Source organism: Curtobacterium sp. UNCCL20 (genome assembly GCF_900101675.1).
GTDB lineage: Bacteria > Actinomycetota > Actinomycetes > Actinomycetales > Microbacteriaceae > Curtobacterium.
The window spans coordinates 362,879-383,053 of sequence record NZ_FNKG01000002.1; the positions used below are offsets into that span (position 1 = coordinate 362,879).

The 20,175-nt window shown below is 70.8% G+C and carries 16 protein-coding genes; 4 read left to right on the top strand and 12 right to left on the bottom strand.

Features of this window, described 5'->3' with window-relative positions; all coding sequences use genetic code 11:
* Positions 1 to 25 precede the first annotated feature (25 nt).
* Positions 26 to 580 (bottom strand): alternate-type signal peptide domain-containing protein, encoded by a 555-nt coding sequence (locus BLT36_RS11035; protein ID WP_092095148.1) that lies wholly within the window; start codon positions 578 to 580, stop codon positions 26 to 28.
* Between the two features lie 369 nt (positions 581 to 949).
* Between BLT36_RS11035 and pnuC the strand changes: the two genes are divergently transcribed.
* Together pnuC and BLT36_RS11045 are read left to right on the top strand one after the other, a co-directional pair.
* Positions 950 to 1,615 (top strand): nicotinamide riboside transporter PnuC, encoded by a 666-nt coding sequence (gene pnuC / locus BLT36_RS11040; protein ID WP_092095150.1) that lies wholly within the window; start codon positions 950 to 952, stop codon positions 1,613 to 1,615.
* Between the two features lie 67 nt (positions 1,616 to 1,682).
* Positions 1,683 to 2,315 carry a TetR family transcriptional regulator C-terminal domain-containing protein gene (locus BLT36_RS11045; protein ID WP_139166442.1) on the top strand — a complete coding sequence of 211 codons (633 nt, stop codon included), beginning with the start codon at positions 1,683 to 1,685 and terminating at the stop codon, positions 2,313 to 2,315.
* A gap of 4 nt (positions 2,316 to 2,319) precedes the next feature.
* Here BLT36_RS11045 and BLT36_RS11050 read toward each other — a convergent pair whose 3' ends face one another.
* The 6 genes from BLT36_RS11050 to BLT36_RS11075 form a co-directional block, all read right to left on the bottom strand.
* The gene (locus BLT36_RS11050) at positions 2,320 to 3,534 is read right to left on the bottom strand and encodes an ABC transporter permease (RefSeq protein WP_092095154.1); all 1,215 of its coding nucleotides are present in this window, start codon (positions 3,532 to 3,534) and stop codon (positions 2,320 to 2,322) included.
* Positions 3,531 to 4,451, bottom strand: coding sequence for an ABC transporter ATP-binding protein (locus tag BLT36_RS11055; protein ID WP_092095155.1), 921 nt, complete (start codon positions 4,449 to 4,451; stop codon positions 3,531 to 3,533). Before BLT36_RS11055 ends, BLT36_RS11050 begins: the two co-directional genes overlap by 4 nt.
* 194 nt (positions 4,452 to 4,645) lie before the next feature.
* Entirely contained in the window at positions 4,646 to 6,328 is a 1,683-nt protein-coding gene (locus tag BLT36_RS11060; protein ID WP_092095789.1) for a glycoside hydrolase family 13 protein, read from the bottom strand.
* Positions 6,329 to 6,378: 50 nt separating this feature from the next.
* Positions 6,379 to 7,284: a carbohydrate ABC transporter permease gene (locus tag BLT36_RS11065; RefSeq protein ID WP_092095157.1), complete on the bottom strand. Its 906-nt coding sequence runs from the start codon at positions 7,282 to 7,284 to the stop codon at positions 6,379 to 6,381.
* The gene (locus BLT36_RS11070) at positions 7,284 to 8,249 is read right to left on the bottom strand and encodes a carbohydrate ABC transporter permease (protein WP_092095159.1); all 966 of its coding nucleotides are present in this window, start codon (positions 8,247 to 8,249) and stop codon (positions 7,284 to 7,286) included. The genes BLT36_RS11065 and BLT36_RS11070 overlap by 1 nt, the downstream gene beginning before the upstream one ends.
* A 12-nt stretch (positions 8,250 to 8,261) precedes the next feature.
* The gene (locus BLT36_RS11075) at positions 8,262 to 9,578 is read right to left on the bottom strand and encodes an ABC transporter substrate-binding protein (RefSeq protein ID WP_092095161.1); all 1,317 of its coding nucleotides are present in this window, start codon (positions 9,576 to 9,578) and stop codon (positions 8,262 to 8,264) included.
* Positions 9,579 to 9,711: 133 nt separating this feature from the next.
* Between BLT36_RS11075 and BLT36_RS11080 the strand changes: the two genes are divergently transcribed.
* Together BLT36_RS11080 and BLT36_RS11085 are read left to right on the top strand one after the other, a co-directional pair.
* Positions 9,712 to 10,893, top strand: a complete 1,182-nt coding sequence (locus BLT36_RS11080; protein WP_092095163.1) for an ROK family protein — start codon at positions 9,712 to 9,714, stop codon at positions 10,891 to 10,893.
* A 679-nt stretch (positions 10,894 to 11,572) separates the two neighbouring features.
* Positions 11,573 to 12,685 carry a glycoside hydrolase family 5 protein gene (locus BLT36_RS11085; protein WP_092095166.1) on the top strand — a complete coding sequence of 371 codons (1,113 nt, stop codon included), beginning with the start codon at positions 11,573 to 11,575 and terminating at the stop codon, positions 12,683 to 12,685.
* Positions 12,686 to 12,759: 74 nt separating this feature from the next.
* On the opposite strand, the gene BLT36_RS19030 is transcribed toward BLT36_RS11085, so the two are convergent.
* From BLT36_RS19030 to rhaI, 5 genes are all read right to left on the bottom strand, one after another.
* Positions 12,760 to 13,704, bottom strand: a complete 945-nt coding sequence (locus BLT36_RS19030) for a glycoside hydrolase family 16 protein (RefSeq protein ID WP_254787575.1) — start codon at positions 13,702 to 13,704, stop codon at positions 12,760 to 12,762.
* A gap of 239 nt (positions 13,705 to 13,943) precedes the next feature.
* Complete coding sequence (locus BLT36_RS11095) at positions 13,944 to 15,137, bottom strand: alpha-hydroxy acid oxidase (protein ID WP_092095792.1); 1,194 nt, start codon at positions 15,135 to 15,137, stop codon at positions 13,944 to 13,946.
* A 128-nt stretch (positions 15,138 to 15,265) separates the two neighbouring features.
* Positions 15,266 to 16,747, bottom strand: coding sequence for a rhamnulokinase (locus BLT36_RS11100; protein ID WP_092095167.1), 1,482 nt, complete (start codon positions 16,745 to 16,747; stop codon positions 15,266 to 15,268).
* Positions 16,748 to 16,766: 19 nt separating this feature from the next.
* Positions 16,767 to 18,854 carry a bifunctional aldolase/short-chain dehydrogenase gene (locus BLT36_RS11105; RefSeq protein WP_092095169.1) on the bottom strand — a complete coding sequence of 696 codons (2,088 nt, stop codon included), beginning with the start codon at positions 18,852 to 18,854 and terminating at the stop codon, positions 16,767 to 16,769.
* A gap of 34 nt (positions 18,855 to 18,888) precedes the next feature.
* Positions 18,889 to 20,058 carry an L-rhamnose isomerase gene (rhaI, locus tag BLT36_RS11110; RefSeq protein ID WP_092095171.1) on the bottom strand — a complete coding sequence of 390 codons (1,170 nt, stop codon included), beginning with the start codon at positions 20,056 to 20,058 and terminating at the stop codon, positions 18,889 to 18,891.
* Between the last annotated feature and the right edge of the window lie 117 nt (positions 20,059 to 20,175).

A 20,175-nucleotide genomic window follows, 5' to 3' on the forward strand; every position in this document is an offset into this window, starting at 1 on the left:
TCCAGGCCCGGGTCGGGTCCGCGGGTCAGGAACCGATCGCGGTCTGCGTCAGCGTGAACGCGAGGGCGCCGACGTTGAGCGTGCCGCCCTGGCCGGTGGTGGCCGAAGCGGGCAGCGCGATGGTGAAGACCACCTTGACGGTCGAGGTCGCGGCCGACGGGGACACCACGAAGGTGTTCGCGTTGCTGGTCGACTGGACGACGGACGCGCTGGTCGAGGACACCGCGAGGGTCTTCGTCGTCGCGGCGAGGAGGGCGGCGTCGCCGGTGATGCTCTGGTTCGCGTAGGTGAGGTTGGCCTTGAGGTCCTGACCGGTGGCGCCGATGGTCAGCGTCTGCGTGAACTGGTAGGTGTTGCCCGGCACCATGAGGGCGCTCGCCGGGTTGATCGTCGCCGACCGGCCGTTGGTGACGTCGGTCCAGACGCCGTCGTTGTTGGCGCTGAGGGTCAGCGAGCCGGAGCTCACCGAGGACGCCGCGGTGCTCGCGCTGGCGTTCCAGAGGGCGAAGGTGCCCGCGCCGCCCAGGAGGAGCGCGACACCGGCGGCGCCGGCGATGGCGCCGGTGACGATCTTGTGCATGAGGAGGTCCGTTTCTGCGCGTTCGGGGCGCGCGGGAGGCCGTCGACACGGGTTCGGGTTCGTGGTGTCGACGGCACGACGTCATCGACCTCCTGGTTGGGGGAGGTCGCGGCTGACCGGTGCCGGGGAGCGGTCGCCGGGCTCCGAACGACGTGACACGTCTCGGGCGGGCAGGACTCGCTTCGTGAAACGACGCTACCTGTCCGCCGAAGGGGGGACAAGCGAGAACATGCGTTTGGATGGACCCAGTCCGGGGGGCATTTTTGTCCACGACAATGCCGACACGGTTTGTACCCCGATTCGAGGACGCGGATCGTGGAATGTCGACCGCCCCCATGCGGTTGCATCGACCGGAAACGAGGAGGGCCCATGGGCATCGTGCGGTGGTTGTTCGACGCGCAGCTCGTCATCGGCGACCAGACCGTGCTCTGGCGCGAGGTGATCGGCAACGTCTTCGGCCTGCTCAGCGCCCTCGGTGGGATGCGCCGCAGGGTGTGGGCGTGGCCGGTGGGCATCGTCGGCAACGCCCTGCTGTTCACGGTCTTCATGGGGGCGCTCTTCGACACCCCTAACCCGGTCAACCTCCTCGGCCAGGCGGGGCGTCAGGTGATGTTCATCATCGTCAGCGTCTACGGCTGGTACCGCTGGACGCACCGTGCCGACGACGCGACCACCGTGATCGACCCGCACTGGGCCTCCTGGCGGACCCGCGGACTGCTGGTCCTCGCCATGGTGGGCGGCACTGCGATCCTGACCCCGGTCTTCCGGGCGCTCGGTTCGTACGAACCGGTCTGGAGCGACGCGTGGATCTTCGTCGGCTCGCTCCTCGCGACGTACGGCATGGCGAAGGGGTGGGTCGAGTTCTGGCTCATCTGGGTCGCCGTCGACCTGGTCGGCGTGCCGCTCCTCTTCTCGGCGGGCTACTACGCCTCCGGCCTGATGTACGTGTTCTACGGGGTGTTCACCCTCACCGGGTTCTTCGTCTGGGCCAGGCAGCGCACCCGGCCGTCGGCCGCCCCGGTCACCGTCGGCTGAGCCGCAGAACGCGACGGCCCCCGGTCGGGGAGCAGACATCGGCGTCCACGTCATGTGGGATGGTCGGATGGACCACGAGCACGACGGGCGCATCGAGGACGAGCAGTCCCTCGCCGAGCGCATCGTCCGCGGGGCGATCCGCTCCTACCGCCTGCACCCCTTCGACGACGTCGACGCCCAGGTGGTCGCTGACGTGTCCGGGGTCGGCGTGGACGTCGTGCACCGGCTCTTCCCGACGTGGGACGCCCTGCTGCTCGTGACGTACGACCGCTGGACCGAGCTGCGCGGCACCCGCCGTCAGAAGCCACCTGCGTGCACGATCGACTTCATCCGGCTGACGCTCGCCGAGGACGTCGCCGACCCGGGCCTCGTCCGTGTGCTGGCGGGTGTCATCACCATCGCCGCGGCCGACACCGGGTTCGCCGAACTCTTCCGGAAGCGCTTCGAGGAGTACGCCGAGCAGCTCGAGGCGGGGCTGGAACGCGACGTCGACGCCGGCAACGAGCGCCTGGCGATCCCGGCGTACCAGGCGGCGACACAGCTCCTCGCGATGTACGAGGGGCTGCAGATCCAGATGCTCGTCCGACCGCACCTCGACGTGCTCGTGGAGTTCGACCGATCCGTCCGCACCCTGCGGCAGGGCTGGCGGGAGCGCCCCGTACCGGCCTGGGACCTCGACGAGGTACCGGTCCGCGTCTGAGGCGTCAGCGGCCCTTCCGCCACGACGCGATCTGGCGGAGCGTCACCTTCGACCCGTACTGCGCGACCGAGTGCCGGAACAGGTACTCCGCGAACCAGAGCAGCAGCCCGGCCACGACGAACACCTCGACGATGCAGACCACCGACTCGGTGACGCTCAGCGACCCCACCGCGTTCCGCACCATCGCGGTGATCGGCGTGAACGTCGGGAAGTACGTGAAGAACGCGGCCACCGGGGAGTCCGGGGTGGTCATCACGAAGAACGCCGCGTAGATCGGGATGATGAGCGCGAAGATCGCCGCGGACTGCAGCGCCGAGGCGTCCTTGATCGACGGCACGGCGGCGCCGACGGCCACGAACAGCCCGGACGCGAGCAGGACGCCGCCGACGAGCAGCAGCGCACCGACGAGCATCCGCCACGGATCGATGACGAGCCCGCCGAGGCGTGAGGCGATGAGTGGGAGCGCCGCCAGCAGCCCGACGAGGCCCGGGATCACGAACACCGCGACCTGCACGAACCCGACGAGCAGCATCGCGATGACCTTCCCGCGGATGAGGTCGCCGGCGGTGACGGCGGTGAGGATCATCTCGGAGATCCGGTTCTCCTTCTCTTCGACCACCACGGTGACCATGCGCGCGGCGAGCAGGATGACGAGCCCGAAGAACGCGGCGACGAAGACGAAGGGCGGCACGATCGACAGCCAGCCCGGGGCCACTCGGCCGTCCGCGTAGGTCGTCACGTCGGTGTCCGGCGGGCTGCGCAGGAGCTGCACGGCCTCGGGGTCGTCGACGGTCGCGGCGACGCTCTGCTCGAGCACCCGCTGCGCGAGGGACGAGTAGCCGCCGTTGCCGAACAGCCCGCGGTCGGCGGCCTGCACCCGGATCGCATGGGTCGACGGAGACGTCGGGAACTCGATGAACGCGTCCAGCCGGCCGTCCCGCACCGCGGTCCGGTCGGCAGCCGGGTCGGTCGAGGGGGATCCGCCCCACTTGTGCGCGACCTGCTCGGACACGAGCCCGGAGTGGTCGACGTAGTGGAACGGGGTTCGCGCCGCCGAGGCACTCGACGTGACGGAGTCCGTCCCCGCCGCCTGCCCCACGCCGACGAGCAGTGACACGACGACGATGACCACGGGCAGCGCGAGCGTGCCGATCCAGAACGCCGGCTTCTTGACGGCGCGGACGAACTCGAAGCGGACGACGGTCCCGAGGCGGCTCACGCGGCGACCCCGGCATCGGCGTCGTGCCCGTAGACCTGCACGAAGATCTCGTCGAGGGGGATGCGGCGCATCTCGAACCCGGAGACGTGCACACCGGTGCTGACGAGGTACGCCAGGATGTCCGACCCGTCCGGAGCCGCGGCGGGCTTCGGGACGAGGTAGGCGACGTGCCCCTCGTGGCGGGCGAGCTTGTAGAGCGGCGACGGCGGGACGGTGCCGTCGAGCAGCACCCGGGCGACGGCGCCGCCGAAGGCGTCCTGTACGTCCGGGATCGAGCCGTACGCGGCCGCGGTGCCGTCCTTCAGGAGCAGGATCCGGTCGCAGAGCCGTTCGACCTCGTCCATGTGGTGCGTCACGAGGACCACGGTGGCGCCGTCCGCCTTCCGCTCGTCGACCAGGTCGAGCAGGAGCCGCCGGTTCACCGGGTCGAGCCCCTTGGTCGGTTCGTCGAGGATGAGCAGGCGGGGCCGGTCCATGATCGTGATGCCGAGCTGCACCTTCTGCTGCTGGCCGCCGGAGAGCTTGTCGACCCGGAGCTTCGCGCGGTCGGCGAGCCCGACCCGGGCCAGGTAGTCCATGCTCCACGCGGTGGCCTCGGGACCGCGGAGCCCGCGGAGCCGCCCGAAGTACGACATCACGTCGATGACGGACTCCTTCCGGTAGAGCCCGCGCTCTTCCGGCAGGTAGCCGATCCCACCGGTCGCCGGGCGGTACGGGTGCCCGTCGATCGTCAGGGAACCGGCGGTCGGGGTGGTGATGCCGAGCAGCGCGCGGATGGTCGTGGTCTTGCCGGATCCGTTGCTGCCGAGCAGCCCGAAGGTCTCGCCGGGGGCGATGTCGAACGACAGCCCGTCGACGACGTTCCGGTCCCCGAAGCGCATGACGAAGTCCTGCACGCTGATGCTCGCCCCACTCATGCGGCTGACCCTACTGGCGCCGCCTGCTCGTTTCTTCCCATTCAGCGCGACCTGGAAAGCCGAATCGCGCGTAGGAGGCCGAACGGAACAGCTCCCTATGCGCGATTCGGCTCCCTACGCGCGAATTGACCCACAGACGGACTGGAGGCGCGGTGCCTGCCTGCACCGCGCCTCCAGTCCCGCAGCTGGTTCCGTCAGGAACGCAACCAGGCGGTCCCCACACCCGACAGAGCGCCGGCTGCCACCGGCGCGGAGGCGAGCAGCAGCTCGCCGGAGGGGAGCTGGTACGGCTCGTCGCCGAACACCGTCACGCTGGTCCAGCCGTTCGGCCGGCGGAACGCGAGCACGTCGTCGCGGCCGGTCTCGAGCCACTCCAGGTGCTCCTCGGACTGCAGCTGGCCGCGCAGGCCGAGGGCCTTCCGGTACAGGTTGAGCGTCGACTCGGGGTCGGAGTCCTCGGCCTCGACCGAGGACTCGCCGAACCACTCCGGCTGCGGCAGGTGCGACCCGCCGTCACCGAAGCCGAAGGACGAGCCGGACCGAGTCCAGGGGAGCGGCACGCGGCAGCCGTCACGACCGACATCGACGCCCGGGTTCCGGAAGAACGCCGGGTCCTGACGGTCGGCGTCCGGGATGTCGCCGACCTCCTGCAGCCCGAGCTCCTCGCCCTGGTACAGGTACGCGGACCCGGGCAGGGCGAGCTCGAGGAGCGTGGCGGCCTTCGCGCGGCGGAGCCCGAGGTCACGGTCGAGCGCGTCCTGCGAGCCGCCGGCGAGCAGCCAGGCGCTGCCCTGCTTGTCGGTCGACGGTGCGTGCTCGGCGTCGCCGCTCCGCGGGGGCAGCGCGTAGCGGGTGGCGTGCCGGACGACGTCGTGGTTCGAGAACACCCACGTGGTCGACGACCCGGACTGCTCGGCGAGCCCCAGGTTGAACTCGATGATGCTCCGGAACGAGCCCGCGTCGAAGTCGGCCTCGAGGAGGTCGAAGTTGAACGCCTGCCCCAGCCCCTCGGCGCTGGCGTAACGCGCCCGGCGGTCGGCGGCCACCCATGCCTCGGCGACGGCGGTGCGCGCCGGGGTGTACTCGTCGAAGACCTTCCGCCACTCGGCGTAGATCTCGTGCACGTCGTCGCGGTCCCACAGCGGGTGCGTGCCGTCCTTCGGCATCGCGGACAGCTCGGCCCAGGTGGGCAGCACGTCGCCGAGGTCCTTCGCCAGGCCGTGGGCGACGTCGATGCGGAAGCCGTCGACGCCGCGGTCGGACCAGAAGCGGAGGGTGTGCAGGAAGTCGTCACGGACCTCGCGGTTCGACCAGTTCAGGTCGGGCTGCTCCTTCGCGAAGCTGTGCAGGTACCACTGGCCGTCGCCGACGGCGGTCCAGGCCGGGCCGCCGAAGATGGAGATCCAGTCGGCCGGAGCGTCCGCCCCGTCCGGGCCGGTGCCGTCCCGGAAGACGTAGCGGTCGCGGGCGGCGGAGCCCTTCGGTGACGCGAGCGCCTCGCGGAACCACTCGTGCCGGTCGCTCGTGTGGTTCGGGACGATGTCCACGATCACGCGGATGCCGGCACCGTGCAGCGCCTCGACCATCGCGTCGAAGTCCTCGAGCGTGCCGAGCTTCGGGTCCACGTCGCGGTAGTCGTCGACGTCGTAGCCGCCGTCGGCGAGGGCCGACGGGTAGAACGGGCTGAGCCAGACGGCCTCGATGCCGAGCGACGCCAGGTAGGGCACGCGCTCGGTGACGCCGCGCAGGTCGCCGATGCCGTCGCCGTTCGCGTCCGCGAAGGACCGCGGGTAGATCTGGTACACGCTCGCCTGGCGCCACCAGGTCTCGTCGGTGCCGGTGGTGGCGGGTGCGGGCGTCTCGATGACGTCGGTCATGGTGTCGGTGGTCCTCTCGGTCGGTGCGGGGTGCGTCGTCGCGGTGTCAGTCACTTGATGGCGCCCTGCGTCACGCCGGCCATCACCCATCGCTGCGTGACGAGGTACACGATGATCGCCGGGGCCATCGCCATCAGGTACGAGGCGAACGACACGTTGTAGTTGTTGCTGAACTGCGTCTGGAACATCTGCTGCAGCACCGGCAGGGTCTGCAGTGCCGGGTTCGAGGTGATCAGCGACGGCATCACGAAGTCGTTCCACGATGCGAGGAACGCGAAGATGCCGACGGTGGCGCTCATCGGTGCGAGGAGCGGGAACACGAGTCGCCAGAACACCTGCCCCGTGCTCGCACCGTCGATGCGAGCACTCTCCTCCAGCTCCGCCGGGATGGACCGCAGGAAGGCCGTGAAGAGCAGGACGCTGAAGGACAGCTGGAACATGACGTGCAGGATCGCCACACCGATGGGGTTGTCGAGCCCGGCCATGCCGGTCAGCTTCACCTGGGACAGCGCCAGCACCGGGAACGGCAGGAACATCGCGGCGAGCAGGTAGAAGAACGACCAGCGGAAGAACCGACGGTCCCAGTTCCGGGCGATCGCGTACGCCGTGAACGAGGCGAGCAGGATCGTGCCGACGACGGTGATCGCCGCGACGAACACCGAGACGCTGAACGCCCGCGGGAAGTCGGTCAGCTGCCAGGCCTGCACGAAGCCGTCGACGCTGAACGGTGCCGGCAGCGAGAACGCGTTGCCGTCGACCGCCTGCCCGCTCGTCTTGAAGGCCATCGTCACGGTCACGTAGAGCGGCACGAGGACGGACAGGGCACAGATCACGAGGAGGACGGTGACGGGCCAGTTGGACCGTCCACCGCGCCGACCGGTTGTCTTGTCGGCGTCCACGGACCGGATGCTGCCCGTCTTCGTGGTGCCCGGTCGCAGGGGTGCCTGCAGGGTCATCAGAGCGCTGCCTTCCCGCGGGTCGCCCGCAGCTGGATCACGGCGATCACGACGGCGATCACGAAGAAGATCGTCGCGTTGGCCATCTGGTACGCGTAGTCGCCGCCGTTGAAGCCCTTGAAGATCGACATCGCGACGCTGGTGGTCGAGGTGCCGGGGCCGCCGTCGGTGAGGCCGACGATGATGTCGTAGGAGTTGAGGAAGTTCTTGAACCCGATCACCAGGTTGATGAGGATGTAGCCCGCGGTGAGCGGTGCGGTGATCGAGACCAGCTGGCGCCAGGAGCTCGCGCCGTCGAGCGCCGCCGCCTCGTAGACCTCGCCCGGGATCGACAGGACGCCGGCGATGTAGATGAGGAGCGTCGACGGGATCGCCTGCCACGCGGTGACCACGACGATGGCGATCCACGCCAGGTCCGGGTTCGCCAGGATGCTCTGCTCGAGGGGCGCGAAACCGAGCGTCGTCGCCAGGGCGGGCAGGCTGTTCGCGAACAGGAAAGAGAACACGTACGCGATGACGATGCCGGAGATCACCATCGGCAGGACGAACACCGCGCGGAGGGCGATCTTCCCGCGGATCTTCGACGTGAGCGCGATCGCCAGCAGGAACGCGACTGCGTTGACGACGATCACGGTGACGAGCGAGAACCCGAGCGTGAACAGGTAGGCCTGCAGGATCGCGGGGTCCGAGAACACCGCGATGTAGTTGGTCAGGCCGGTGAAGCGGAACTCGCCGAAGCCGACGGAGTTCGTGAAGCTCAGCACGATGCCCATCACCGCGGGGAGCGTGATGGCGAGCGTGAAGAGCACGAGGGTGGGGAGCAGGAACGCCAGGAAGAGCGGGTCGACGCGGGACTTGCGGCGTGCGCCGGTCCGTCCGTCCTTCCCGGCCTGGAGGCGCGCTGCGGCTCCGCCCCGCCGGCGGCGGTCCGCCGTCGTGACGGACTCGGTGGTCGTGGTTGCCATTCGGACGTCTCCTTACGCGGCCGTGCGGAGCGCGAGGCGCGCCCAGTCGGCGTCGAGGGTGCGGAGCTGGGGCTCGGGGTCGCCACCGAAGGCGATCGACTGCGCGTAGTTCGCGACCGGGATCTCGGCGGGGATGAGCTGGGAGGCGCCGAGGTAGAACGCGGCGTCGTCGTAGTAGGACTGCATGCCGGTCAGGGCCGGGTTCGACGCGGGCGGGGCGTCCTTCCGGACGCCGAACCCGTTGTTGTCCGCGTTGTACTTGTCGTTGACCTTCGGCTGCATGAGGAACGACAGGAACTCGCGCGCTGCCTCCTGCTTGCGGGATGCCTCCGGGATCCAGAGCGCGAGGTCGACGTTCACGCGGACCTTGCGGTCGGACGCGTCGTCGGTGACCGGGAGCGGGAACGTGCCGAGGTCCATGTCCGGTGTGGTCTTGGCGATCTCACCGAGTGCCCACGGGCCCTGCAGGTACATCGCCGCCTTGCCCTGGGCGAAGGCGGTGTTGCCGTCGCCGTAGCCGCGGCTCGCAGCGCCCTTCTGGTGCCACTGGCGGAGCTGCACCATCCGCTGCATCGGGCCCGCGAAGTCCTGCTCGAAGGACACCTTCGAGCCCTTGCCGACGGAGGTGCCCTCGCGCTCCAGCGCGGCGAACGTCCGCGGCACGTCGAGCATGCCGCCGATCGAGTAGTCGAACATCCCCTGCGCGATCGTCCAGTTGTCCTTGAACGTCCCGTAGATGGGGTCGATCCCGGCGCGGGTGAGGCGCTCGCAGACGTCGGCGAACTCGCTCCACGTCGTCGGGACCTCGAGGCCCTGCTGTGCGAAGAGCTGCTTGTTGTAGATCACCGACGCGGCGGTCACCGAGTACGGCAGGGCACTCTTCCGCCCGGGGTAGTCGGCCGTCTGCTCGAGGAGCGTCCACAGGTCGGGGTTGATCGTGTCCGCCTGGGGCAGGTCGGACAGGTCGGTGAGGGCGCCGTGCTCGACGAACGGCGCGACCGAGAAGTTGTAGTTCCAGCACCCGAGGTCCGGCGGTCGGTTCCGCACGAAGTTCGCGGACATGCTCGACGTCGAGTCGCGCACGACCCGGATCTTCGACTGGCTGGCGTGGAACTTCGCGATCACGTCGTCGAAGTACCCGATGACCTCGGGCTTCGAGACGTAGAACGTGATCGTCTCGGGTCGGCTGCTCGAGGAACCGATGGGGGCGCACCCGGCGAGCGCGAGGCCCGCTCCGATGCCGCCGGCCCCGAACAGGAACGAGCGGCGGCTGAGCGCTGCTGCGTTCCTGACCGCCGATCCCGTTGCCCCTGTGGCGTGTGGTCGCACGTCGTCTCCGTCCGTCCGGACCCGGCGTCCCTGCCGTTCCGGACCGCGAGTCGGCTCCGGTGCCGCTCGCAGGACTAAATATAGCCAGAAAATCTAATCCCGCAAGGAACTGTCCACGCGATAGGGTCACGACATGCCGCCACCCCGTGGAACGAGCGCAGAGACGCTGCTCGCGTACGCCTTCGCAGTGCGTGCGTTCACCGCGACCGAGGCGATCGACGCGACCGGTCTGACCCGCTCGACGGTCCTCAGCGCGTGCGAGGAACTCATCCGGCTCGGCTGGGTCCGCGAACTCGACGACGCCCGGGCCGCGGGGGAGTACCGGATGGGTCGCCCCGCGCGGCGCTACGAGCTCGACACCGCGACCGGGGTCGTCGTCGGGGTCGACGCCGGACAGCACCGGGTGACCGCGCTCGTCGCCGACCTGCGTGGCACCGTGCTCGGACGCTCCGCGGGCGATCTCGGTGAGTCCGGCCTCGAGGTGCCGGTGCGGCTCCGGGTCCTCGCCGAGACCGTGGATGCTGCGCTCGCGGACGCCGCCGTCCCCGCTGCCCGGGTGCTCGTCACGGTCGTCGGCATCCCGGCGCCCGTCGATGCCGGTGGGGCATCGCCGGGCGACGGCGGGTTCTGGGACCGGATGAACCCCGGGTTCGCCGGAGCCGTGCCGGGCGACCTGGTCGTGGTCGAGAACGACGCCAACCTGGCCGCCCTCGCCGAACGACCGTCGTCCGGCGAAGCCTCGTTCGCCGCCCTGCTCTCCGGGGAGCGTTTCGGTGCCGGCCTCGTCGTCGACGGGGTCCTCCTCCGCGGTGCGCACGGCGGTGCTGGTGAGATGCGGGTGCTCGAGATCGTCGACGGCGTCGGGTCGTCGGACGGCATCGGTGCAGCCGCCCGCACACTCGTGGTCGAGGCCGTCGCCGCCGGGGACGTGGCGACGGGTGGGTCGCTCGGCCCCGACTCCGACGCAGCCGCCGTGTTCGCCGCCGCGCGCGCGGGGGACTCCGTGGCGTGCACGATCGTGGACCGGCTCGGGGACCGCCTCGCCCGCGTGTGCGTGCTGCTCGCGAGCCTGCTCGACATCGACCGCGTCGTCGTCGCCGGGGCCATCGCGGTGCCGGCCGCCCCGGTCATCGAGCGTGCCCGGGCCCTGCTCGACGGGTGGCACTTCGACCCCGTGCCGGAGATCGTCGCATCGTCCCTCGGCGCCGACGTCGTCGTGATCGGTGCCGTGGCCCACGCGGTCGACGCCGTCCGGGCCGACCCCCTGTCGTTCGCCCTCGTCGATCGTCCGGGTCCGCTCGCCACCGTCGTCTAGTGCCGGTGCCGGTGCCGGTGCCGGTGCCGGTGTCGGTGCGGTGCCGGACCCGCTCGCCGCACGGTGCCCGGTCCGCCAGGGCGTGCGGGGTACGTCGGCTGGTGCGAGGTTGCAGGCCGGCACCGGGTCGCCGACCTCGCACCGGGTGACGAAGGACGCACGGTGCGGTGCCGGGCCCGCTCGCCGCACGGTGCCCGGTCCGCCAGGGCGTGCGGGGTACGTCGGCTGGTGCGAGGTTGCAGGCCGGCACCGGGCCGCCAACCTCGCACCGGGTGACGAAGGACGCACGGTGCGGTGCCGGGCCCGGTCGCCGCACGGTGCCCGGTTCTCCAGGGCGTGCGGGGTACGTCGGCTGGTGCGAGGTTGCAGGCCGGCACCGGGCCGCCGACCTCGCCCCGGGTGACGAAGGACGCACGGTGCGCACGCGCCGCGCCGCCCCGCCACGCCACGCGCCGCTCGCCCCGCCCCGCGCCGACCCCGCGCCGACCCCGCGCCGCCCCCCCGCCCCGCCCCGCCCCGCGCTGCCCCCACCGAGCACCGAGGGTTGACAGCGCCCGAGCGCGGTGCCACCCTGGCCCATGTTGACGTTGCCATCCGCCGAGCGGGGGCCCAGCCGGCACATCGACCACGGCACGACGACGTCGTCGTGCCGCTCCAACGGAGGAGCCAGGGAGGAACCATGCACACTCGATCGACCAGAGGCGCACGCAGGATCGTCGGAGCACTCGCCGTGCTCGCCGGTGCGACCGCCATCGCCCTCGCCGCACCGGCCGTCGCCACCGCGACGCCGGCTGCGGCCGCCGGTCACGGCCGACCCACGCCGACCCTCGACCCGACGCAGTTCCACGGCGTCAACTGGGCCGACCCCCGCGACAACTACGTGAACGGCCCGGTTGTCCTGTCCGGGCTGTCGACCGCCGACGACTACCGCACGGTCTACCGGACCGCCCAGCGGGTCGTCCGCGAGTTCCGGAAGGACCTCGGGGCGAACACCGTCCGCCTCCCCGTCAACCCGTACTCGGTGGGCACCACGTGGTGGAAGTCCTACAAGGGGGCCGTCGACGCCGCCCGGCACGAGGGCTTCAAGGTGGTGCTCGGCTACTGGGAGGGCAGCGACGCGAGCAAGGACGGGAAGGTCGACGACCCGGCCGCGTGGACCGCGATGTGGGACACCCTCACGCGCACCTACGCCCACGACCGCGGTGTGTACTTCGAGCCGATGAACGAGCCGTTCGGGTACACCTCGGCGGAGTGGATCCAGGTCGCGACGAACTGGGTCGACCGCTACTCGGCGCGGGGCATCCCACGTGACCGGGTGTTCGTGAGCGGCGTCGGCTACAACGACCACGTCGACGCAGTCTGCGCTGCGCCGGCCCTGGCCGGCACCTACGTGTCGCAGCACTACTACGGCTTCTGGGGGACGCACGACGCGGCGGGCTGGAGGGCCGACTTCGAGAGCCGTCTCGGTGACCAGGCGTGCTCGGCCCGGACGGTGCTCGACGAGTTCGGCGTGCCGATGACGACCGGCATCGACTACCGCGGCTCTGCGACGACCGGTGTCGCGGACACCGACAACTCGGTCACGTTCCTGCAGACGGTCACGGCGGTTGTGCGGGAACGGCACCTCGGTGCCGTCTACTGGCCGGGCCTCCGGACCGACGACACCTACAGCCTGGAGGCGCTGCAGGGCTCCGGCTCGCGGCTCACGCTCGGCGTGACGAACGCCTCGGGCGTCGCACTGCTGCACTGGGCGTGGGGAGCCGGTCGGCACGCGCCGTTCACGGTGGGCTGACCAGGTCGACCCACGGACGACAGGAGGCGCGGTGCCAGCTGGCACCGCGCCTCCTGTCCGTCACAGGATGTGGGTCACTCCGTGGTGGAGACCCAGTCGATCAGCAGGTTGCCGGAGGCACCCCAGTTGCCGACCTGGAACATGAAGCGGTGCGGCTTCGTGGGGACGTCCTGCGTGACGGTCTGCAGGACCTTGCCGTCCACGCTGTACGTCACCGACTTCCCCGGGTCCCAGTCGATCGTGTAGGTGTGCCAGTCACGCCAGGAGACCCCGGTGGGGACCTGGACGCGCTCGGCTTCCTGACCGGGCGTCATCGAGTGCTGGAACGCGGACGGGCTCGACTCGAAGTTGCCCTCGGGGAAGTCGATCTCGCCGTCGGACCAGACGTTCGACGTCGGCCACAGCATGAACGCCGCACCGTTGCCGTCGCCACCGGTCGCCTTCGCCCGCACGGAGAAGGAGCCACCGACGTGGTCCCATGCTCCGGCGACCGTGCCGAAGGTGCCGGCTGCACCGGCGCCCCCGAGCTGGACGTCCATGACGCCGTCGTGGACGGAGACGGTCTTGCTCGGCTCGTAGATGCCGGACGTGCCGTCGGGGTAGGGCTGCCACGCCTGGCGGTACGCCGAGGCGACCTGACCGATGGCGGCCGAGGCGGAGAAGTCCTCGACGAACGAGGCGTCCGGTGCAGCCGAGGCGTCGCTGTCCGACGAGCTGTCGGCAGCGGGCGCCGCCGACTCGTCGTCCGCGACGGGAGCCGCCTCGGAGTCGTCGGACGGTGCGGGGGTCGGCGTGATCTCGCTCCCGACCGGAGCCGATGTCGGCTCGTCCGACGGGGCCGTTTCGGCCGCGCCGTCCGTGGGGGTGTCGGACGGGTCCGGGGTGGGGGACGCCGTCGGGGGTGTGCGGTGGTGCCCGTCCCAGCCGCCCCACCAGGTGTGGGCGGAGGCTGCGGTGGGCACACCGAGGACGAGGGCGCCGGCGGCCGCTGCTGCGACGACGGCGGAGCGACGGTTCACCGTGTGGACCGTTCGACGATGGGCGTGGGGGTCGTTGCGCGCACAGGAGTGCGCGTCGTTCGAGTGTCGATGTTCGGGCTCCTCGGGTGTGGGGCTCGGGGATGGAACGGACCCGCGTCCGGCGGTGCTGCCGCCGGGCTTCGGTGACGAGTCCACGAACATCATGCCCCATGTGTGCCCCGTTCGGGGGGTCTTGACAGAACCGCCCCGTGGATGGACATTGACCCGAGGGAACCTCGTCAGCTCCGGGCGATCGGGGTCAACCGCTGGAGCTGTGTGACGTGCCCCGGCTCGAGCTCGTCGAGGGTCGCGACACCGAGCAGCCGCATGGTCCGTTCGATCTGCTCGGAGAGGATCTGGATCATCCGGTCGACCCCCGCTTCGCCGCCCGCCATCAGGCCGTACAGGTACGCCCGGCCGACCATCGTGAAGCGCGCGCCGAGGGCGACCGCGGCGACGATGTCGGCGCCGGACATGATGCCGGTGTCGAGGTGCACCTCGGTGTCGTTGCCGACCTCCTTGACCACCTGGGGCAGCAGGTGGAAGGGGACCGGGGCGCGGTCGAGCTGCCGGCCGCCGTGGTTCGAGAGCGTGATCCCGTCCACCCCGAGGTCGGCCAGGCGCTTCGCGTCCGCCAGGGACTGGACGCCCTTGACGACGACCTTGCCCTTCCACTGGTCGCGGATCCAGGCGAGGTCCTCGTAGGTGACGGTCGGGTCGAACATGTGGTCGAGGAGCTCCCCGACGGTGCCGGACCAGCGGTCGAGCGAGGCGAACGCCAGCGGCTCGGTGGTCAGGAAGTCGAACCACCACCACGGCCGGGGGATCGCGTTGACGATCGTCTTGGCGCCGAGCTGCGGCGGGATCGAGAACCCGTTCCGCTTGTCCCGCAAGCGCGCTCCTGCCACGGGCACGTCCACCGTGACGAGCAGCGTGTCGAACCCGGCCTTCTCGGCGCGGGAGACCAGCGCCATCGACTTCTCGCGGTCCTTCCACATGTAGAGCTGGAACCAGTTGCGGCCGTGCGGGTTGGCGTCGCGCACGTCCTCGATCGCGGTGGTGCCCATGGTGGAGAGCGAGAACGGGATGCCGGCGCGACCGGCGGCGCGGGCTCCGGCGCGCTCGCCCTCGGTCTGCATCATCCGCGTGAAGCCGGTCGGGGCGATGCCGAACGGGTACGCCACGTCCCCGCCGAGCACCTGGCGCGAGGTGTCCACGGTCGACACGTCGCGGAGGATCGCCGGCGTGAACTCGATGTCCTCGAACGCCTGGCGGGCCCGGGCGAGCGAGATCTCGGCCTCGGCGGCACCCTCGGTGTAGTCGAACGCGGCCTTCGGGGTCCGACGCGCGGCGATCTTCCGGAGGTCCCAGATCGTCAGCGCGGACTCGAGCCGGCGGCGGCGCGCGTTGAGGTCCGGCTTCTTGAACTGCATGAGCGGCGCGAGGTCGTGCACGGTCGGCAGCTGCCGCTTCACCCGGGCGCGCGCCGCGGACGCGGGACCGGTCGAGGCAGCGGGAGCCCCGGTCGCGGGGTCGACGCGGTGCTGGTCGTCGGTCGTGGTCATGCGGTGCTCCTGACGGTGGGTCGGTCGGACCCGGCGCGTGACGACGCCGGGGACGTTGGGGTGTACCGCACGGGCTCGACGGTCCGTGCGACGGTGCTGCGGAGTGCCTCCAGTGAAGCCCCTCCGAGGCCTGCGAGTCCAGCGGCGCGCGCCTGGACGAGGACGTTGCCGAGCGCGGTGGCCTCGACGGGACCGGCCAGGACGGGCAGCCCGGTGCGGTCTGCCGTGAGCTGGCAGAGCAGCCGGTTCTGGGAGCCGCCGCCGACGACGTGCACGACGCGGACGTCCTTGCCGGTGACGCTCCGGATGGTGTCCAGCGTCGACGCGTAGGCCGTGGCGAGCGACTCGAGGATCGACCGCACGAACTCGGCTCGTGACGCGGGCGCGGTCAGTCCGTGCGCCACGCACCACGCGGCGATGCGCGACGGCATGTCGCCGGGCGGCGTGAACGACTCGTCGGCGGGGTCGAAGACGGGGACCGGGGCCGTGACGGCCGCGGCGGAGGCGAGGAGCGCCTCCAGGTCGATGCGTTCGCCACCGCGCTCCCAGGTGCGGACGCTCTCGGAGAGCAGCCAGAGTCCCGAGACGTTCTTGAGGAAGCGGACACGGCCGTCGACGCCGCCCTCGTTCGTGCAGTTGGCGTCACGTGCCGCGTCCGACAGGACGGGCGCGTCGAGCTCGACGCCGACCAGCGACCACGTGCCGGACGAGATGTACGCGAAGTCCGGGTCGGTCGCGGGGACCGCGACGACCGCTGAGGCCGTGTCGTGCGACCCGACGAGCGTCACCGGTGCGGTGCCGCCCACGGTGTCGGCGACGGACGGCAGCAGGGGGCCGAGTCGGTCACCCGGGTCGCGCAGGGTGGGCAGGAGTCCGGCCGGGAGGCCCGCAGCCGCCCGCAACGCCGGGTCCCACCCGCACGTGGTCACGTTCAGGGCCCCGGTCGTCGACGCGTTCGTGCGTTCGGCCGCCTCGACGCCGGTGAGCCAGTACCCGAGCAGGTCGGGCACCAGCAGGGCGCGGTCGGCTCCGCCGAGGGCCGGGTCCGCCGCCCACTGGAACAGCGTGTTGAACGGCAGGTGCTGCAGACCGTTCCTGCGGTAGAGCTCGGCGGCGTCCATGCGGGCGTGCACCGGCGCCACGCCCCGTTCGTGCCGCTCGTCGCGGTACGCGTACGGCAGACCGAGCAGCCGGCCGTCACGGAGGAGGCCGTAGTCGACCGCCCACGAGTCGATGCCGACGCTGACGATCCCGGGGTGCCCGGCGAAGGCCCGGCGGAGCCCGTCGATCGCCTGCCGGTACAGCTCGACGACGTCCCAGTGCAGGGCCTGGCGATCGCCCTCGTGCACCGCCACCGGGCCGTTCGGGAACCGGGCGACGTGCTCCATCCGCACGCCGTCCGTGTCGATGTGGCCGACGATCACCCGGCCGCTGGTCGCTCCGAGGTCGACCGCGGCGACGCTGCCGCTCGTGTGCATGACGCTGCTCGCTTCCGGATCAGCGCAGGAAGGCCGCGGCGACACCCGCGTCCACCGGCACGTGCAGGCCGGTCGTGTGCGAGAAGTCGTCGGTGCAGATGGCGTAGACGGCGTTGGCGACGTTCTCCGGCACCACCTCGCGCTTGAGGATCGTCCGCTGGGCGTAGAACTTGCCGAGGTCCTGCTCGTCGATCCCGTAGGTCTTCGCCCGGTTCGCACCCCAGCCGGAGGCGAAGATGCCCGAGCCGCGGACGACCCCGTCCGGGTTGATGCCGTTGACGCGGACGCCGTGCTCGCCGAGTTCGGCCGCGAGCAGCCGGACCTGGTGCGCCTGGTCGGCCTTGGTGGCGGAGTAGGCGATGTTGTTCGGTCCGGCGAACACCGAGTTCTTCGACGAGATGTAGACGATGTCGCCGCCGAGCCCCTGCTCGATGAGCACCTTCGCCGCCGCCTTGGACACCAGGAACGAGCCCTTCGCCATCACGTCGTGCTGCAGGTCCCAGTCCTGCTCGGTGGTCTCGAGCAGGCTCTTGCTGAGGCTCAGCCCGGCGTTGTTCACGACCAGGTCGAGGCCGCCGAAGTGGAGCAGCGTCGCCTGCATCGCCCGGTCGATGTCGGCCGCGCTCGTGACGTTCGCGGCGACGCCGATGGCCTGGTCCGGTCCGCCGATCTCGGCCGCGGCGTGCTGCGCCTTCTGCAGGTCGAGGTCGGCGATGACGACCGCGGCGCCCTCGGCCGCCAGGCGCTTCGCGATGGCCTTGCCGATCCCGGACGCTGCTCCGGTGACCAGGGCGATGCGCGTCGCGAGCTTCTTGGGGGCGGGCATCCGCTGCAGCTTCGCCTCTTCGAGGGCCCAGTACTCGATCCGGAACTTCTCGGTCTCGTCGATGGGGGCGTAGGTGCTGACGGACTCGGCACCGCGCATCACGTTGATCGCGTTGACGTAGAACTCACCGGCGACCCGGGCGGTCTGGGCGTCCTTGCCGTACGAGAACATGCCGACGCCGGGCACCAGCACGATGAGCGGGTCGGCGCCGCGGATCGCCGGACTCGTCGCATCGGCATGACGGTCGTAGTACGCCTGGTAGTCCTGGCGGTAGGACGCGTGGAGCTCGCGCAGCCGGGCGATCTGCTCGTCGGTGCTCGCCGTCGCCGGCAGGTCGAGGACGAGCGGCTTGACCTTCGTGCGGAGGAAGTGGTCCGGGCAGCTCGTGCCCAGTTCTGCGAGGCGCGGTGCGTGCTCGCTCGCGAGGAAGTCGAGCACGACGTCGGCGTCGGTGAAGTGGCCCACGACGGGCTTGTCGTGCCCGGCGATGCCGCGGATCGTCGGTGCGAGGGCAGCGGCGCGCGCACGGCGCTCCTCGGTGGGCAGCGCCTCGAACCCGGCTCGTGTCCCGCCGAACGGGTCGGCCTTCCCGTGCTCCGCGATGTACTGCTCGGCCGTGTCGATGATCCAGCGCGAGTTCGCCTCGGCCTCGTCGGAGGTGTCGCCCCACGCGGTGATGCCGTGGCCGCCGAGGACGGTGCCGATCGCTTCGGGGTGCTCCCGCTTGATGCGTGCGATGTCGAGGCCGAGCTGGAACCCGGGCCGACGCCACGGCACCCAGACGACCTTGCCGCCGAAGACCCGCTCGGTCAGCGCGGGGCCGTCGGCCGCGGTGGCGATGGCGATGCCGGCATCGGGGTGGAGGTGGTCCACGTGCGCGGCGTCGACGAGGGCGTGCATGGCGGTGTCGATCGACGGCGCGGCACCGCCCTTGCCGTGCAGCGTGTAGTCGAACGCGGCGACCATCTCGTCCTCGCGCTCGACGCCGGGGTAGACCGATCGGAGGGCACGGACGCGGTCGAGCCGCAGGACCGCGAGGCCCGCAGGGGTGAGGGTGCCGAGGTCGCCCCCGGAACCCTTCACCCAGAGCAGCTCCACCGGTTCGCCCGTGACCGGGTCGGTGTCGGTGCCCTTCGCGGAGGTGTTCCCGCCGGCGTAGTTCGTGATCCGCGGATCCGAACCGAGCGCGTTCGAGCGCGCGATGAGCGCACTGATCGTCGTGTCTGCGTCCGTGCGCTGCGTTGCGGGGTCCACCCGTGCCTCCAGGCTCGTGTCGGTCATGCTGCGTTCGTTCCCTCGTCTCGTGCGGACGCCGTCAGGCGCCCCAGCCGGCCTGCACGCCGCCGACCCGGTCCGCGGCGATCGACTGCTGGTAGCCCGACTCGAGGTACGCGCGCATCGGGTTCGCCGGCAGCCCGCGGGACTCCCGCCAGGCGGCGAGGTCCTTCCGGACGTCGGTCTGGTACGCGTCCATGAAGATCTCGTTCGCGCCGAGGACGTCGTGGGCCTCCTGTGCGGCGGTCAGTGCGACGCGGTCGAGGAGCAGCGCGCGGGCCGTCATCTCCTGCACGTTCAGCACCGAGCGGATCTGCCCGGGGATCTTGTCCTCGATGTTGTGGCACTGGTCGAGCATGAACGCGACGTCGGGGTTGTCGTAGCCGCCGCCGCGGATCACCTCGACGAGGATGCGGAACAGCTGGAACGGGTCCGCCGCCCCGACGATGAGGTCGTCGTCGGCGTAGAAGCGCGAGTTGAAGTCGAAGCTGCCGAGCTTCCCGAGGCGCAGCAGCTGCATCACGATGAACTCGATGTTCGTGCCGGGGGCGTGGTGGCCGGTGTCGAGGCACACCATCGCCTTCGGCCCGAGCGCTGCCGTCTGCACGTAGCTCGTGCCCCAGTCCGGGACGTCCGTGTGGTAGAACGACGGCTCGAAGAACTTGTACTCGAGCACCAGGCGCTGGTCCGGGCCGAGCCGGTCGTAGATCGTGCTGAGCGACTCGTGGAGGCGGTCCTGGCGGGAGCGCATGTCCTCCTGGCCGGGGTAGTTGGAGCCCTCGGCGAGCCAGATCTTCAGGTCGCGGCTCCCCGTGGCGTCCATCACGTCGATGCAGCGCAGGTGGTGGTCGATCGCCTTCTGCCGGATCGTCTCGTCGACGTGGGTCAGCGCGCCGAACTTGTAGTCGTCGTCCTGGAAGGTGTTCGAGTTCACCGTGCCGAGGGCGACGCCGTGCTCCTCGGCGTGGCGCTTGAGGTCGGCGAAGTCGTCCACGAGGTCCCACGGGATGTGCAGCGCGACGGTCGGGGCGAGGCCGGTGTACTCGTGCACCTTGGCGGCGTCGGCGATCTTCTCGTAGGGGTCGCGCGGGGTGCCCGGGGTGCTGAACACCTTGAAGCGGGTGCCGGAGTTGCCGAAGGCCCAGCTCGGCAGCTCGATCGCCTGCCGGGCCAGTTGCTCCGCGATGGAGCTGAAGCTGGCTGATGTCATCGTTGCACTTCCTCGTGGTCGATTGAATCGTTTCATACGGTACGCGCCGGTGGCGTCCCGCGCAACCCGGGGGTTGGTGGGCCGGGGCTTGCTGGGGTGGGGGCTGGTGGGTCGGGC

Excerpts from the sequence above, each read along its gene's own strand:
- BLT36_RS11035 (WP_092095148.1), bottom strand. The coding sequence starts at position 580 with ATGCACAAGATCGTCACCGGCGCCATCGCCGGCGCCGCCGGTGTCGCG.
- pnuC (WP_092095150.1), top strand. The coding sequence starts at position 950 with ATGGGCATCGTGCGGTGGTTGTTCGACGCGCAGCTCGTCATCGGCGAC.
- BLT36_RS11045 (WP_139166442.1), top strand. The coding sequence starts at position 1,683 with ATGGACCACGAGCACGACGGGCGCATCGAGGACGAGCAGTCCCTCGCC.
- BLT36_RS11055 (WP_092095155.1), bottom strand. The coding sequence starts at position 4,451 with ATGAGTGGGGCGAGCATCAGCGTGCAGGACTTCGTCATGCGCTTCGGG.
- BLT36_RS11060 (WP_092095789.1), bottom strand. The coding sequence starts at position 6,328 with ATGACCGACGTCATCGAGACGCCCGCACCCGCCACCACCGGCACCGAC.
- BLT36_RS11065 (WP_092095157.1), bottom strand. The coding sequence starts at position 7,284 with ATGACCCTGCAGGCACCCCTGCGACCGGGCACCACGAAGACGGGCAGC.
- BLT36_RS11070 (WP_092095159.1), bottom strand. The coding sequence starts at position 8,249 with ATGGCAACCACGACCACCGAGTCCGTCACGACGGCGGACCGCCGCCGG.
- BLT36_RS11080 (WP_092095163.1), top strand. The coding sequence starts at position 9,712 with ATGCCGCCACCCCGTGGAACGAGCGCAGAGACGCTGCTCGCGTACGCC.
- BLT36_RS11085 (WP_092095166.1), top strand. The coding sequence starts at position 11,573 with ATGCACACTCGATCGACCAGAGGCGCACGCAGGATCGTCGGAGCACTC.
- BLT36_RS11095 (WP_092095792.1), bottom strand. The coding sequence starts at position 15,137 with ATGCAGTTCAAGAAGCCGGACCTCAACGCGCGCCGCCGCCGGCTCGAG.
- BLT36_RS11100 (WP_092095167.1), bottom strand. The coding sequence starts at position 16,747 with ATGCACACGAGCGGCAGCGTCGCCGCGGTCGACCTCGGAGCGACCAGC.
- BLT36_RS11105 (WP_092095169.1), bottom strand. The coding sequence starts at position 18,854 with ATGACCGACACGAGCCTGGAGGCACGGGTGGACCCCGCAACGCAGCGC.
- rhaI (WP_092095171.1), bottom strand. The coding sequence starts at position 20,058 with ATGACATCAGCCAGCTTCAGCTCCATCGCGGAGCAACTGGCCCGGCAG.